This is a genomic window from Variovorax sp. SPNA7 (assembly GCF_033807855.1).
GTDB lineage: Bacteria > Pseudomonadota > Gammaproteobacteria > Burkholderiales > Burkholderiaceae_C > Variovorax > Variovorax beijingensis.
The window spans coordinates 2,153,073-2,166,706 of record NZ_CP138513.1 but is presented as its reverse complement, the minus strand read 5'-3'; the positions used below and the strand labels follow the sequence as shown (position 1 = coordinate 2,166,706).

Genomic DNA, 13,634 nt, shown 5'->3' with positions numbered 1-13,634 from the left:
GGCCCCGATTCTGATAACAGTGACCAATTTAGTCAATGGTCACAAAGAAATTAATGTTTCAAGGCGACAAGCTGCGCAGCACCAGGCCCGACAACTGGGCTGGCGCCTGGTCCGTGTAATGGGAGCTCAGCTGCAGGATCACGGGGTTGATGTAGGGGTGCATGACCAGGTAGATGGCCGCCGCCGTCTCGTCGATGGGCGTCTTGCGCTCGAAGTCGCCCGACTCGCGCCCCTGCCTCAGCAGCTCGAGCAGCATCTGCCGGATTGACTCTTCATGCGCAATGGCCGACGGCCAGCGCTCGTTGGCCGCCGAGATCGCGATCTCGTAGAGCTTGCGGTCCTGGAAGAACAGCCGAAGGCCCGAATCGACAATGGCCTTGAACATGCGGCGTAGTTTCTCGGGCGGGCTTTCGACCCCGTCGACCGCTGCGCGGATGTCCACCTGGATCTCGCGCAGGCAGTTCGAGCAGATCATTTCGCCGATCGCCTGCTTGGACTCGAAGAACTTGTAGATGTAGGCCTTGGAGAAGCCGATGGCCTTGGCAAGGTCGGAAACCGTGGTCTTCTCGTAGCCGTACTGGCTGAAGTGCTCGGTGGCCGCCACGACGATCTGCGCCCGCACGTCGTGATCGGCCGGGCCCCGCGCGGCAGGCGGAGAAGAAGTTGCGTTGTTCATGCCGGGAGCTTAGCGCCTGGACAAACAAACGACAACAAGTGACCAAATTGAATTATAGTCACTCACTTTCTTTTGCCTTTCCGTCCACCACCCGGAGCAATCCCATGTCCCACCGTACGCTTGCCCTGCCCCTGCTGTTCAGCCTCCTTGCGGGCTGTGCTGTCGGGCCTGACTATGTCCGGCCTGTCCCGAACCTGCCGGACCGCTTCATCGGCGAGGCCGCGCTCGGCCAGCGATCGGCCACCGCCAACGCCGAACTGGTGGCGTGGTGGAGCGGCTTCGGCGATGCGCAACTGGCCGGCTATGTCGAACAGGCGCTGAAGCAGAACCTCGACCTTGCGCAGGCTTCCGCCCGCGTGGCGCAGGCCCGGGCCGGGCTTGGTGCGGCGAATGCGGCGCTGCTGCCTTCGGGCAATCTCGGCGCGCAGGCCGCCAGGGCCTACCAGTCGGTGGAGACGCCGCTGGGCCAGGTGCTGAACGCGCAGCCGGGTTTCGATCGCTACGGCAACGCCTACGAAGCGAACCTCGGCGCCAGCTGGGAGCTGGACATCTTCGGCGGGCTGCGCCGGGGACGCGAGGCCGCGCTGGCCGACTACCAGGCATCGGAGGCCGGCGCGGCCGCCACGCGCCTGGCCGTGGCTGCGCAGACCGCCGACATCTACATCACCTTGCGCGGCCTGCAAACCCGCCTGGACATTGCACGCCGGCAAGTCGCAACGCAGCAGGAACTGGTGTCGAAGATCGACCTGCGCTACGGCAAGGGGCTCGCCGCAGAGTTGCAGTTGCGCCAGGCCGAAGGTGCGCTGGCGCAGGTCCGCGCGTCGGTGCCGGCGCTCGAGGCGGGCGAGGCCGCGGCCATGAACGCGCTCGACGTGATGCTGGGCACGGCGCCGGGTGCGCACCGCGCCGAACTGGCCACGGCAGCGGCCATTCCCGTCGCACCGCGCATCGGCGTCGCCGGATCGCCCGCCGAATTGCTGCGGCGCCGGCCCGACCTGATCGCCGCCGAGCGGCGCCTGGCGGCATCGAATGCGCGCATCGGCGTGGCCGTGGCCGAGTACTACCCGAAGCTGTCGCTCGCGGGAACGCTCGGCAGCGCCACGTCGGTGGCCAGCGGCAACCTGTTCACCGGGGGCGCGAGCCAGGCAGCCGCCCTGCTCGGCCTGCGCTGGCGGCTGTTCGACTTCGGGCGCATCGATGCGCAGATCGAGCTTGCCAAGGGACAGGACGCGGAGCTGCTCGCGGCCTACCGGCTCGCCGCGCTGCGTGCGACTGAAGACGTGGAAAACGCTTTCTCCGCTCTGGTCAAGCGCGAGGAACAGGCCACCGTGCTCGCGCAAGGGGAGGCATCGCTCGGCCGTGCGCGAGGGGCATCGTTCGCGGCCTATGAGCGAGGCGTGGTCAGCCTGATCGAAGTGCTGCAGGCGGACGAGAGCCTGCTGCGCGTGGCCGATGCAAGAGCGCAGGCGCAAACGGAATCGGCGCGCGCGGCGGTCAGTGCATTCAAGGCGCTGGGTGGCGGCTGGCAGGCGAGCCAAGGAGCAGACCAACTCCCTAGAGTCAGCGGCCCCAAGGACGCCACCGGCCTAGCGTCGCGGCGACAAGGCACCCGATGACGATGCCCATGGCGTCGGCCACCAAGTCGGACACCTCGGCCGAGCGATTCGGTGTGAACGACTGCAGCACCTCGATCAACACGCCGTAGCCGACGAGCAACGGCAGCACGATGCGCTGATGCGACGGCCATGCCTCGCGCCCAAGCCAGGCCAGGACCCCAAACGCCAGCAGATGGTTGGTCTTGTCCCACCCCGTCGAGGGCAGCGGCACTGTGATGGGCATCAGGGCCAGGACGAGGATCACCGCGGCGGTGAAGAAAAAAGCGAAGCGCCAGGTGCGCGAGTCGTCGAGTAGGCCGAGCATGTGGGTCGAGGTGATTGGCGAGTGATTGTCGCCTCGCAGGGCCGCTCGCAGCCGAGACCGGCAATCCGGGCCCAGAGATCGACACACCAAAGAAAAACGGGTCAGAGCTTGTGGCCCTGACCCGTTGATCTATCTAGCAATTTGGTCGTGTGAAACCGATCGAAAGATGGGCTATGCACCGCATGAATACTGGCTCATGCCAATTCATAAAAACTTTTGTACCCCCTTTTGTACCCCCTCCGTGAGTTCCTCTCGTCTAGTCGATTTTTCGCAACATTCTTTGGGTCTTCTCGACTGAACCGCCAGACTTATGGACTGCTGGCCGCTCGACACAACGGCACGGCATAGCGGGGCGGCATGCGTCACAGGCCATGCGACCTAGAATGTCGGCAGGCTCTCCAGATTGTCCCGCGTCGACTTGTCCTTCTTGGTTTTCAAATATTCGGTCTCGACCGGCATGATTTCCAGTTGTGCGCCCGTCTGCCAGGATTTGTCAGCTTTCTGGATGATGGTCGTGAACTTGCTCCCCGCCTTGATTTTCTCGACCGCCTGCGGACGCGTCATTTCGACAGGCTTGCCCGAGCTGAATTTTCCTTCCGCGCCAACTTCAAACACTTTGAGGTGCTGGATATGAGTCTCGTCACTGTTGTAGCGAACGTGGCTGACGTAGTAGTTGCTTGCCATAAGAGTTTTGCTTTCTTTGCTGAGTAACTTGCCTTTGCGGTCCGCGCGAAGTGCGCTGCTTTCTCCCGCCGACGCGCTTCGCTCGCTAGAGAGTCGCTGGATTGACCGTGGACGGTGCTGATGGGCACCCCCATTGTGTAGGTAGGCAGATGCGGTCTGGCGCGAAGGGAGTGATTTTTTTCGCTGACAGTCACTTAGTGCGTCTACGCGCTTCTGCGCCGGAGCGCACTATGGACGTGGATTGACTGGTTTGGCGATGAAATTACCTCAGAATTACCCCACGCGAGTAGCTCAAAAACTGAGGCATAGCCAAGCGTATGGGGGCGTACTTAAACATGGCTCGCCACTACGCGCTGTACCTCGCCTGAGCATCTGTCGTGACTCCACAGAGAGCGCGAATGTAACCGTTGAAAGCCGCGTGATCCCGGGTTCGCATAGCGCGGCCTTCAGTTGCAGCATCAACGCGAGAAGAGGTCGCGAATCCTCTCGAACGGAAGGCCGGTTTCCGCCGCACGCCGAACCTTCCGGTCGATCGCGAGGTTGAGCGGCAGTTCGCGATCAAGCGCATCGAAGAGGTCGAGACCATCCATGCAGACGACGCGCTTCCCGCGTCCGAAGGCGACCAAGCCCTCTTCGGTGAAGCCGCTGTTGCTGACGAACAGCCCTCGCGCCCACGCTGCCTTCTGCTCTAGCTTCCCCTGAAATGCGTGCAGATCGGCAGCGCTGGTCTTCGCCGATTCCCACTTCGCTTCGAGCAGATAGGTCTCACCCTGCAAGACAAAGCTGCCGTCGATCTGCTCACCCTTGTTCCGAAAGGGCTCGCGGGCCTCCAACCCATAGAAATTGAAGGCATCACGCAGCCATACCTCGAATGCGTAGCCTCGCGGGTGCGGCTCCATTGCAGAAAGATCCATCAGCCGTTGCTTCAATGCGAGAACCTTCGGCAGGTCAAAGGCCGCCTTAGGCGGCTCGCCCGAAGGAACCGCATCGGGCTTGCCCTGCATGCGGTTCAAAAGCGAGAAGAATCGCCCCTCGGCATCTGACACCCATTCCTCACGTTCGCGATGCTTCCGAATCCCTTCGCGGTAATCCCACAGGGTCCGCAGCGTCTTGACCGACGTGGGCAAGTCGACCTTGTTCAAGTAACTCCGAAGTCGCTTGGCCTTTGAGGTGCCATGTGCCCGGTAAGCTTCATGGTCAATGTCGACGTTCAATTCTTCTGCGAAGAAGCGCCCCATGCTGTGGTCGGAGAAGTCGAGGACATAGCCGCTGTTCATCTCGAACAAGTCGTCGAGAAACTTCATGTCCAGTGATCGAATATTTGACATTCAGGCAGCTCCTTTGAGCTTGAGCAGGAATTCCCCCACCTTGGACAGAGCCCCGACCCGGGCGATCAGGTTGCCTAACGCGGACAGCGCGGAAAGGTCGCCTTCGGCGTTCAAGCGCTTGATGACATCGTCCACATACTGCTCCAGCTCGGCGGCGACAAGAACCGGATCTGTGGTCTGCTCATCGATGCGATAGATCGAAACGTCCTCGATGTTCTCCCCATGCACGCGAAAGAACACCATGCAAGGCGGGACCGCTTGCTCCTCAACCCCCAATGCCTCCATGAAAGTTTTGTTGAAGCTGCGCCAGTGAGCCTCGATTGCACGATCATGCAGATAGAAGAGCGTGATGTCTTTGCCGGTCTTCTCATGCAGCAGCTGGAAACCATGAGCATCGCTCAGGGCGCGACGCACGACGCCATTCGTCATGTCATAGAAGACGAATGCAAATGCTCTGGCGCGTCCTGCCTGCAAGTGTTCATGGCAGATTGCTTCAAACCTATCGATGAATGCCGTGTAGCCCATGCCGATTCCTCGGTCGCGTTCCTGAATTTGAATCGGGTGCACATCTTCTCCAGGTAATGGAATTGCCGGGCTCGCATTTTCTCGGTCACTCGGCACAAGCCCAACGCGCAGCCCCCAGCTTCGGAGGTCTGAGTGCGGCCCGCAGATGTAGGCCGTCCAGAAATCTCCTTCTGGACCGAATGAGACTCATCGCTTAGGGCCCACAGCTCCTTGGGTAATATGCCATCAAAAGATTGAAGACCTTTAGATGCTCATCGCCGCAAACATTTCCGCTTCCCATACCCGAGAATTCTGCGCCTACTTGGTTGCAGACACGGCACCCCTGATAGCGCCGTGCCGCCCGCTGCTCAACAAACCGTACAACGACTGCTTCAATGTCGTTTCAGAGCAGGTCGCCAGACACGGTGGGCAGCAGATCATTGGTTGGGCGATTTGGGAGTTATCCGGGGTTTTCATCGAGGCAGAGTTTCATGCCGTCTGGCAATCGTCAGAAGGGGAACTGCTCGATGTCGTTCCACGCGTGAGTCCGTTCACCCACATCAGTTTTCTGCCAGATGCGAACCGCAGCTACAAGAACCGGCAAGTCGACAACATCCGCAGACAACTCGTCGATGACAATGACGTCAAGCAGTTCCTCTTCCTAGCCCGACGACGCTTCGAGATCCTGAATGCCGGTCAACGCGCTCTGCAGCACGAAGTGCTGCTGCCGAAATCGGAACTGCGTGAGCTGGAGCGCAATGACAAGCTGGCCATACGCTTGGAACGACGCATCCACAAGAGGTACGAATCGAATTTCTAGACGACCAATAGCTGTGGCGCATGGCCAGCGACCGAACGCGCGAAGTACCTTCGCGCATGTCAAATGGCGATCTCCTGCACGCCAGCCTGCGCAAGTAGTTCGAACAGGTCCGCCACCTTCTCGCGCGGCCCCCGCTCCTGGCAGAAAAGGAAAAGTGCGCGCTGCTTGGCGCGCGACAACGCGACAAAGAAGGTAGCGATACCCTCTGGATTGCCGGGGACGTAGCTCCACCAAGCCCGATCGTCCAGGCCCAGGAACGCGATGGTGTCGTACTCGAGGCCTTTGCTCTTGTGCACAGTCATCAAAGGAACTTGCCCAATGCCGGCGAACGCGGCGAGACAAGCTGGCCAGTCCTGCGCCGTCTGGGCGCAGTTGGCGAAGTGCTGCGCGAAGCCTTCGGCCATGATCTGTAGCAGATCTCCATGGGCGTACTGCAGAAACGTCCGCGAGATGGCATCTCCGTCCAGAAACTCGAACACCTTGATCACCAGGTCCACCGCGCTCGCTCGACTCGGCGAAGTAGCGGTCATATCGCTGCGCAGGCCCGCCAGGAAGCGCACGAGCTTCGCCTGGCTCCGGTCTGCGCCCGCTTCGTCATCGAGATCGAGCGCACGAAGGACCTGAAGCGCACCGGAGGCACGTTGCCAGGCAGCGGGCTCTCGTCGGCTTGCTCCCAACCGAAGAAATGCGAGCACGACCTGGCTGATCTCGTCCGCGAGCAGATCTTGAACCGTCGTGCGTCCCAGCGAGCGGCTTTCGTTGCGAATACTCAATCCGGCGGCCGCAAAGGCCTCGCCCAGTTCTCCTTCGAAAACGTCCGCAGTTTGACGCACCAGCAACGCGTAGTCGCGAGGCTGCTTGCCGCGCTGCGCCATGTCGGATGCAATCCATTGCGCAAGATGGCTTGCCTCGGCCTCACGCGTGCGACTTGCCCAGATCTGGGCCACATCGCCATCCACCTGGCGCATGCCCTGCGCCTGGGTTGGTACAGCACGGGCATCCAGCGCTAGCGCTACCACGTGATGGATGCGCACGAGATCCGGCGATGAGCGGAAGTTGAACAACAGCGGAAATCGCTGCGCCTTGAAATCGGCCTCGAACCTCTCGAAAGCATCGGTTCGCGCGCCCGCCCACCCCATGATGCGCTGCTTGTGATCCCCGACGGCCGTAACCGTTGCATGGCCCGCAAAGGCGGACAAGAGTAAGTCGTACTGCGCGTAGGTCGTATCCTGGAACTCGTCCACGAATACGAATGGGTAGGTCGTGCGCATCGCCGTGCGAATGTGTGCGTTCGACCGCAGCAGCAACTCCGCAAGGCGGTTGATACCCACAAAAGTCAGCGTGGAGCGACCAGCGCCAACTAGTTGCTGGTGCCACCAGCGGCCGACGGCAAACTCGACGCCGCTTTGGGGGGCAATCCGCTCTACCTCCAAAGTTCGACTGCCCACGACTTCAGGCTCGAAGGTGAGCGGGCCAAGTCCAGCGATTTCGGCCTGCCAAGCTTGCGGCGCTGCTAAGCGCGCGCCATTGAGGAACTCATCTATCTGACGCCGTGTCGGGAAGGCAAGATCGTAGGGCTTGGTCGGCCGGCGCGACATAGGGATCGCAGACAGGAAACGGTCCACCAGCCCCTTCGTGAAGGCATCGAAGGTCATCGACACGAAACGGCTGGCCAGTTCCGGCGGGCAACGCTGACGTACGCGATCGGCGAGGTTCGCTGCCGCATCGCCCTTGAAAGAGATGGCTAACACCCGGTAGGGCGGCGGGCACAACCCCGTCTCCAGCAGGTAAACCGCCCGCTGCGCCAGGAACTCGGTCTTTCCGGAGCCCGGGCCGGCAACGACGGAGGCAGAGCCGACATGTCTGAGCGCCCACCAGGCTTGGGGTTCCAGATCGGGGATACCACGCGGACGCCAGGCATCCGGTGCAACGCGCGCCATTGTCAGATGCCGCCCGGCGCCATCGGCTCAACCTTGGCGCGCACATAGCTCAGCAGCGCCCGTAGTTCCTCGGGGGCGCCTGCAGCGAGTTGCGGTGCCGGCACGGTCGAGAGCACCCGCACGTGCGTCGTTGGCTTCCCTCGACCGAGGAACAGATAGCGGTACCAGCGTAGTGCAATATCCCAAGTTGCTGGATAAGTGCCAGGCGCCCCATCTTCGCCGAGCACAGCATCCCTAGGGTCCCCCCTTCCGGAAGGCCCGCGTTCTCCGGCCTCCAGCACTTGGTATGCCAAAGGAAAGGCATTGAACATGGAAAGGTCCAGATCGAGCGGGTACGAAAAAAAGACGCCCATTCCACGTAACCAATTGGTCCAGTTCTCGAGGCCTGCTGCGTTCACCGCCGCGTATTGGTCAAACAGGGCAAAGTTCGCCTGCGGACCTTCGGGCTGCAACTCGCTGCCGAACACCTGTCGCGGATAGAAGCCACAAGCCAGAAGTTGCTCGCAAGCTGTCTTGATCCGCCCCCACCCTCCTCCGCTCCGGCCCCAGTCCAGGTCGAGCAAGGTCGCATGCGGAATGTCGAGATCCGTGAGCAGGCGCCACAGATGGTTCACGTGCCGACCACCCAGCGGAACAATGGCTACGAAGGACCGGTCGATCGGAAAACCCATCGCTGCCGCCAGCCTCGGCAACACCACCTCTTCGGTTGCGCCCTCGCCCAGCACCACAAAGCGCGCAAAGTAGAGTTCGGGATAGCTCCTAACGGCCTCTCGCACGAATTTGGATGCCTCCTCCACGCCAGGAGGCAACTGCAGCGCGCGAACCATCGCCGTGCGGTCCAACGGATTCAAGCGGAAATGCCGCACGCCCTCGGGCTCGATGCGCGCCAAGATGCTCGCGGAGTGGCTTGACACGATGGCTTGCGCCCGATGGCCGTGGGTGAGTTCCTGAATCTGACCCACGATGCGCGACAGGTAGAACGGTGCGAGTGTGTTCTCCGGCTCCTCGACCGCGATCAGTGTTAGGGCGGGAAGCGAGACCGTGTCGACCAAGAAACCTGCAGCGGCCGGATCGGCGGCCGCCTGCGCTTCCACGTCTAGGATCGCCGCCGTCATGGCAAGGTGGAACAAGGAGCGCTGCCCATCGCTGAGGTCGTCAAGACCACGCTCACGACCCAACTCATCCGGGAAGAACATGACCTCCACTCTGCGCACGAACTCCTGCCAGCGCACGTCCACAGGCCGAAAGACGGGCGTGGTGTCCGTACCTGCCGAATGAACCTGCTGCCAGCGATGGCTGACGGCCGCGGCGATGCGGCCGACAGCAGCTTCGCCGGCGAAGGCGCCGTTCATCGTCGCTCCGGCGTGGGCCAGTGCGTCCTTGACGCCCTGCGACCAGTTGATCGCGCGCCACAGGCGCCCCTTGAGAAAAGCAGTGACCTGAGAGCCGCCGTCTCGCGTGGCTGGCACGTAGATCATTTGAATCCTGGCCCGATCCACGGCTTTCAGTTCGAAGCACTCGTCCTCTTTGAATGGTCCGAAGGTGCGCACCGCCAGCAGCTTCTGCTCCACCGCGCCCTCCAGCGAGCCGTCGTCCGTCCAGGTCGCCTGCAGCCGCAGGCGGCACTTGAGGTGGCCTTGCTCGTCGGCGGCCATTTGCTGGAAGAACTCTGGCACCGCTGCGAGGTTCGCGTTCGCTTCGAGCTCAGGGAATGCGACGATGGCCTCGACGTACAGGCTGCGCTGCGGCGCGGGAACGAATTCGTTCACAGGAATGTGGAAATCCTGTCGGCGCAGGCGACGTTGGTCCGCCGTTACGCCAAAGAGTCGAGCCAGGGCCAACAGGACAGCGGTCTTGCCGGCGCCGTTGACGCCAATGAAGGCGGTGAGGCCGCGCTCTAGCGCAATGGTGCTTTCCTGTGGGCCGAAGCATCGAAAGCCGCTCAGGTGCAATCGCTCGATGTGCATGCAGAATATGGCTGTAGCCGGATGTGATTTCAGCTTCGAGTATGACCGAGTCCCAAGGCGCCAAGACTCAGTCCACTGGAGCGAGCAACGCTATGCCGCTGCACGGCTTGCGTCCGCATCGTGACCAGACTCAAGGACGTTTCCCCTGCCGGTAGCCATACTTCAAATCACAGCGTCAAGTCGAACGAAACACTCTGCGAATTTGCCAGCGCCCCTCATTCATCTGCAACTCGAAGTCATCCCGGAAAGCCCTGCGACCAACCTCCTCCGCCGAGGTGATTGCCATCTCGAAACCCGAAGCGTCGATCCAGTGCACGCCGCTAGACCGACGGATCGGATGCACGCTGTATTGCCCTAGTCGGCCATCAGTACCAGTCAATTGTGCCCAACGCGGTGTATGCGTGAAAGGCGCGTTGTTGGGGGTACCAAGACTACGCTCCCATTTAAGAAAGTATTGGGGATCAATCCAATCCTCTCCCTCAATGTCGACGTACTCGGTTTCCATCCAAAATTCGAACTCGCGCCGGCGCTCTGCAGCTTCGTCGCGCGTACCGGCAAGGCCTTGGGCAAGGGCAAACGCAACAAAAGGGTCCAGCGTGCCCCAACGCAGCAACTCCCTAGCCCAAAAACCGAACCAAGGAAGGCCCGTGGTCTGCTTCCAATCCTCAAGCGATGGCACGGAGGACGGGGCAGTCGCTCCATCCGACCACGCGCGCGCCACCACGGCGCCAACCGTCACGCCCAGCCGAAACTCGAAGTTGTCCGACACAAAGCGCTGCCAGGCGCGCAGGTCCTCTGGTTCAGGCGACTCGGCATGACGGCTTCTCATCCACCAAGCCAGCGGTGTCGCCCACTCACGAAGCAGTGCAGCATCAGTCACCGTATCGCGACCACGAAACCCAAATCCCTGATCCTGCGCCACCAATTTCCCAAGCTTCACGAACACATCAAAGCGAGCCCGCATATCGTCTGTGCCATAGTCCTCAGCGCTCTCTAACACCGCATGAATCTTCGGCGCAATGCGTTCGAATCTTCGGCCAATGTGGGGCGAGAATCCGTATTGATAGAGACGCTGGCGTTCATCGGCATCGCTGTAGAGGTTATCGATCAGCCCATGCCCTCTTCGCACAAATGCCTGTTCAAGCCAAGCCTCCTGAGTGGCAACTGCATGGCTAAAAGACCGTTGCCAAACCCGACGAAGTAGGGCTTCAATTTCAGCATCAGAGTGCTGCTGCTCCTCAGCCAGCGTAAGTTCCTCAATGGCTGTTAGCAGGATACCGTCCAGCTCATCAAGGCTGTCGGCAAACCGCGCTCTTTCTTCAGTCTGGCCCATCCCTGCTTGGTCGCTAATGTCCTCAGGCCCGGTCACTTCCAGCCACTCCAGGAACCGCTCCCCACGCAGGCCAAGCAATCGGCCAGCGCGCTCAGCGAGCATTTCAAGCAGTAGCGCCATAGGGCTTAGTATTTCTTCGCCAGATTGATCGTCTTCGCCCAATGCCTCGAGAAGATTATCGTAATGTGATCGCATCTCCCGGATCTGCCGACGTTGCAAGGACAACTGTGCACTGGCAGTCGTGGACGGCTGTGTTGGAATGGCCACGAGAGTCATCCCCTCCATGCCCTTCGTAGCGCCGGGCCTGCCAGCGCGACCAGCGAGATTGCGAAACTCCGCCACGGACAAAGGAGACAACGTTGACCGTTGCGCCACGCTGTCGAACACTCGCCTTGTCAGGGAAGGAACGAAGATCAGATCGAAGGGAAGATTGACGCCTTCAGTCAGCGTGGCCGTCGCCACTGTGATAGGACAAATTCGTCGGTCAATCAGCTCCGTCATGAGGCGGCGCAGTCGTTGAGGCATCTGACCGTGGCTCGTGGCAATCCCGTGGTCAAGAAGCACAACCTCGTAAGCATCCTCGCCGCAATAGTCCACACAGGTGGCCCTGGCCTTGTCAAAAAGCGACCGTGCGGCCGATTCTTCAGGTACCGTAAATTTCGGAACTCCGGCCCACAAGTCCAGCTCAAGCGCTTCCTTGAACCACTTCATCGTCTGCTCGGGCTGTTGGGCGACCGAAATCAAGACTCGACGGTCTCCTTCCAGAAGGTGCATGGCAGTCCATAGCACGTTCAATTCGTTGTAGCGATACACACTATTGCGCATCGCGGCAGGCAGTTGAGGCATGGCTGGCGTACGCAACGGGATATAGACCGGATCATCCCGTCCGCGCACATGGAGCATGGCACCATTCATGATGTCGATCTGCATGCGACCGGCGCTGCCGGGAGTTCCTTCCAGCGTTCCAATGAGTTGGCGGGTGCTTCGATAGGTTGTCCCGATTGGCTCCGCGTCAGCATCGCCTTCGATCCATCGCGCCACGGGTGTGGCCGCGCCTCCCGCAACCGCAGTTAGCGCAACTCGGGCAATGTCTGGCGCCTGTACGAGTAAACGCGACACGAAGCTCTCAAGGCGCAATGCACGGCTACTGTGCTCCGCAAAATCGATGAACGATCGATCACGATCCTGAGCCACGACTTGGTGGGCTTCATCGACAATCAACAGTCGAAGCCGAGCAACGATCAGGCTGCCTACATATCGCATCAATGCGTCCGCCTTCTCCACCGTAGCAATCAGCACCGTTGGGCGGTTGGCGTTGAGCCAGTAGTCTGTAATGCCCCAATCGGTTCCACCGTACAGGCCCGTCACGACGAGATCCCTCCCTAGTTCGCTGACAAGCTTGGTTTCCACTTCACCCGCGAGGGCCCTGGATGGAACCAGATAGAGCGCCAGCGGGCCGGGCGACTCTTCGTCGCTCGCCAACATCAACTCTTTCACCAACGCCAGATTCGCAACCAATGTCTTTCCGGAGCCGGTCGGTGTGCACAGGGCGAACGAAGATGTCTCGAGCAAGCGTTCAATCCCGCGCATCTGCGACGACCACAGAATGCCTCGACCTCGTCCGAACTGGTCGCGGGCAAATCTCCGCAGCCTGGATGTCCGATCCGGGTTGATTTTCGCCAGCAGAGAAATCGGCCCGTAAATGCTTGCAGCGCTGTAGTCCTCCGCCACCGCGGTCAATAGCGAAACCAGCATGGACACGTCGTCATCCAAAGCGCGCGTCGCGATCTTGTCCAGCGCTTTCAATTTGGAGAGGCCACGCTGCATGCGGTCCACGTCCCCCTGCCTCAGAGTTGCAGCAATGAGTCCCACGCTGCGCACCATTTCCACGATGAAGTACCACTCCTGGCTTTGGGAGTCCTCACGATTGAGCAGATGCATCGAGGCACCACGTCCGGTCAGATCCTGATGTTCATGCCAAAACGCCAGCACTTCATCAATGACACCGTTGAAGTCCCCCCTCAGAAATTTCGAGAAGAGACGGATGCCAGCATCCGGCGTCTCGATCTGGCTAAGCAGCCCATTAGCCATCGCTGGCAATCCGCCCAGTTGGAATGCCGCAGCAGCCAGCAGTCCTATTGGCGCGAAACTGTGCGACAAAGCTTCTGCACGAGTAAGCCACTCAAGCAACTCGGCAGCTCGCCTGTAGCAATCCTTGGCTTCGGCCGAGGCCGGACCATCCAGTTCACGGAAGATCTCTGCAGCGTGCATCAGCCGTCGTGCGTCGGCTAGCAGCTTCTCCGATTCACTTTCGCGCCATTGAATGGCCGGCACATGCCAAGTAACCTGCAAACCACGGACGAAAGCGCGGGCCTGATCGCGCGAGAGTCGGTTTTCTGTCGCCAGACCGCGACGTAGCTGTTCCGCAAGTTCCCGTCGCTGGTCTTCGAAATCGGCCATGC

General features: G+C 60.9%; 10 protein-coding genes. 2 read left to right on the top strand and 8 right to left on the bottom strand.

Annotated features, from left to right (window positions below):
* Positions 1 to 58 precede the first annotated feature (58 nt).
* Positions 59 to 676, bottom strand: coding sequence for a TetR/AcrR family transcriptional regulator (locus RZE77_RS10080; RefSeq protein WP_319441696.1), 618 nt, complete (start codon positions 674 to 676; stop codon positions 59 to 61).
* 104 nt (positions 677 to 780) lie between these two features.
* Between RZE77_RS10080 and RZE77_RS10075 the strand changes: the two genes are divergently transcribed.
* The gene (locus RZE77_RS10075) at positions 781 to 2,292 is read left to right on the top strand and encodes an efflux transporter outer membrane subunit (protein WP_319441695.1); all 1,512 of its coding nucleotides are present in this window, start codon (positions 781 to 783) and stop codon (positions 2,290 to 2,292) included.
* On the opposite strand, the gene RZE77_RS10070 is transcribed toward RZE77_RS10075, so the two are convergent.
* The 4 genes from RZE77_RS10070 to RZE77_RS10055 form a co-directional block, all read right to left on the bottom strand.
* Positions 2,237 to 2,596, bottom strand: a complete 360-nt coding sequence (locus tag RZE77_RS10070) for a VanZ family protein (RefSeq protein WP_319441694.1) — start codon at positions 2,594 to 2,596, stop codon at positions 2,237 to 2,239. The two genes, RZE77_RS10075 and RZE77_RS10070, sit on opposite strands and share 56 nt — an antisense overlap.
* Before the next feature lie 378 nt (positions 2,597 to 2,974).
* Positions 2,975 to 3,280, bottom strand: a complete 306-nt coding sequence (locus RZE77_RS10065) for a DUF3892 domain-containing protein (RefSeq protein WP_319441693.1) — start codon at positions 3,278 to 3,280, stop codon at positions 2,975 to 2,977.
* Positions 3,281 to 3,738: 458 nt separating this feature from the next.
* The gene (locus RZE77_RS10060; RefSeq protein ID WP_319441692.1) at positions 3,739 to 4,584 is read right to left on the bottom strand and encodes a restriction endonuclease; all 846 of its coding nucleotides are present in this window, start codon (positions 4,582 to 4,584) and stop codon (positions 3,739 to 3,741) included.
* Positions 4,585 to 4,608: 24 nt separating this feature from the next.
* Positions 4,609 to 5,175 carry a hypothetical protein gene (locus RZE77_RS10055; RefSeq protein WP_319441691.1) on the bottom strand — a complete coding sequence of 189 codons (567 nt, stop codon included), beginning with the start codon at positions 5,173 to 5,175 and terminating at the stop codon, positions 4,609 to 4,611.
* Between the two features lie 205 nt (positions 5,176 to 5,380).
* Between RZE77_RS10055 and RZE77_RS10050 the strand changes: the two genes are divergently transcribed.
* Positions 5,381 to 5,932 (top strand): hypothetical protein, encoded by a 552-nt coding sequence (locus RZE77_RS10050; RefSeq protein WP_319441690.1) that lies wholly within the window; start codon positions 5,381 to 5,383, stop codon positions 5,930 to 5,932.
* A gap of 59 nt (positions 5,933 to 5,991) precedes the next feature.
* Here RZE77_RS10050 and RZE77_RS10045 read toward each other — a convergent pair whose 3' ends face one another.
* From RZE77_RS10045 to RZE77_RS10035, 3 genes are all read right to left on the bottom strand, one after another.
* Positions 5,992 to 7,872, bottom strand: coding sequence for an ATP-dependent helicase (locus tag RZE77_RS10045; RefSeq protein WP_319441689.1), 1,881 nt, complete (start codon positions 7,870 to 7,872; stop codon positions 5,992 to 5,994).
* A 2-nt stretch (positions 7,873 to 7,874) separates the two neighbouring features.
* On the bottom strand, positions 7,875 to 9,839 hold the full coding sequence (locus RZE77_RS10040) for an ATP-dependent nuclease (protein WP_319441688.1): 1,965 nt from the start codon (positions 9,837 to 9,839) through the stop codon (positions 7,875 to 7,877).
* Positions 9,840 to 10,014: 175 nt separating this feature from the next.
* Positions 10,015 to 13,632 carry a DEAD/DEAH box helicase gene (locus RZE77_RS10035; protein ID WP_319441687.1) on the bottom strand — a complete coding sequence of 1,206 codons (3,618 nt, stop codon included), beginning with the start codon at positions 13,630 to 13,632 and terminating at the stop codon, positions 10,015 to 10,017.
* Positions 13,633 to 13,634 lie beyond the last annotated feature (2 nt).

Excerpts from the sequence above, each read along its gene's own strand:
- RZE77_RS10080 (WP_319441696.1), bottom strand. The coding sequence starts at position 676 with ATGAACAACGCAACTTCTTCTCCGCCTGCCGCGCGGGGCCCGGCCGAT.
- RZE77_RS10075 (WP_319441695.1), top strand. The coding sequence starts at position 781 with ATGTCCCACCGTACGCTTGCCCTGCCCCTGCTGTTCAGCCTCCTTGCG.
- RZE77_RS10070 (WP_319441694.1), bottom strand. The coding sequence starts at position 2,596 with ATGCTCGGCCTACTCGACGACTCGCGCACCTGGCGCTTCGCTTTTTTC.
- RZE77_RS10065 (WP_319441693.1), bottom strand. The coding sequence starts at position 3,280 with ATGGCAAGCAACTACTACGTCAGCCACGTTCGCTACAACAGTGACGAG.
- RZE77_RS10060 (WP_319441692.1), bottom strand. The coding sequence starts at position 4,584 with ATGAAGTTTCTCGACGACTTGTTCGAGATGAACAGCGGCTATGTCCTC.
- RZE77_RS10050 (WP_319441690.1), top strand. The coding sequence starts at position 5,381 with ATGCTCATCGCCGCAAACATTTCCGCTTCCCATACCCGAGAATTCTGC.
- RZE77_RS10045 (WP_319441689.1), bottom strand. The coding sequence starts at position 7,872 with ATGGCGCGCGTTGCACCGGATGCCTGGCGTCCGCGTGGTATCCCCGAT.
- RZE77_RS10040 (WP_319441688.1), bottom strand. The coding sequence starts at position 9,839 with ATGCACATCGAGCGATTGCACCTGAGCGGCTTTCGATGCTTCGGCCCA.
- RZE77_RS10035 (WP_319441687.1), bottom strand. The coding sequence starts at position 13,632 with ATGGCCGATTTCGAAGACCAGCGACGGGAACTTGCGGAACAGCTACGT.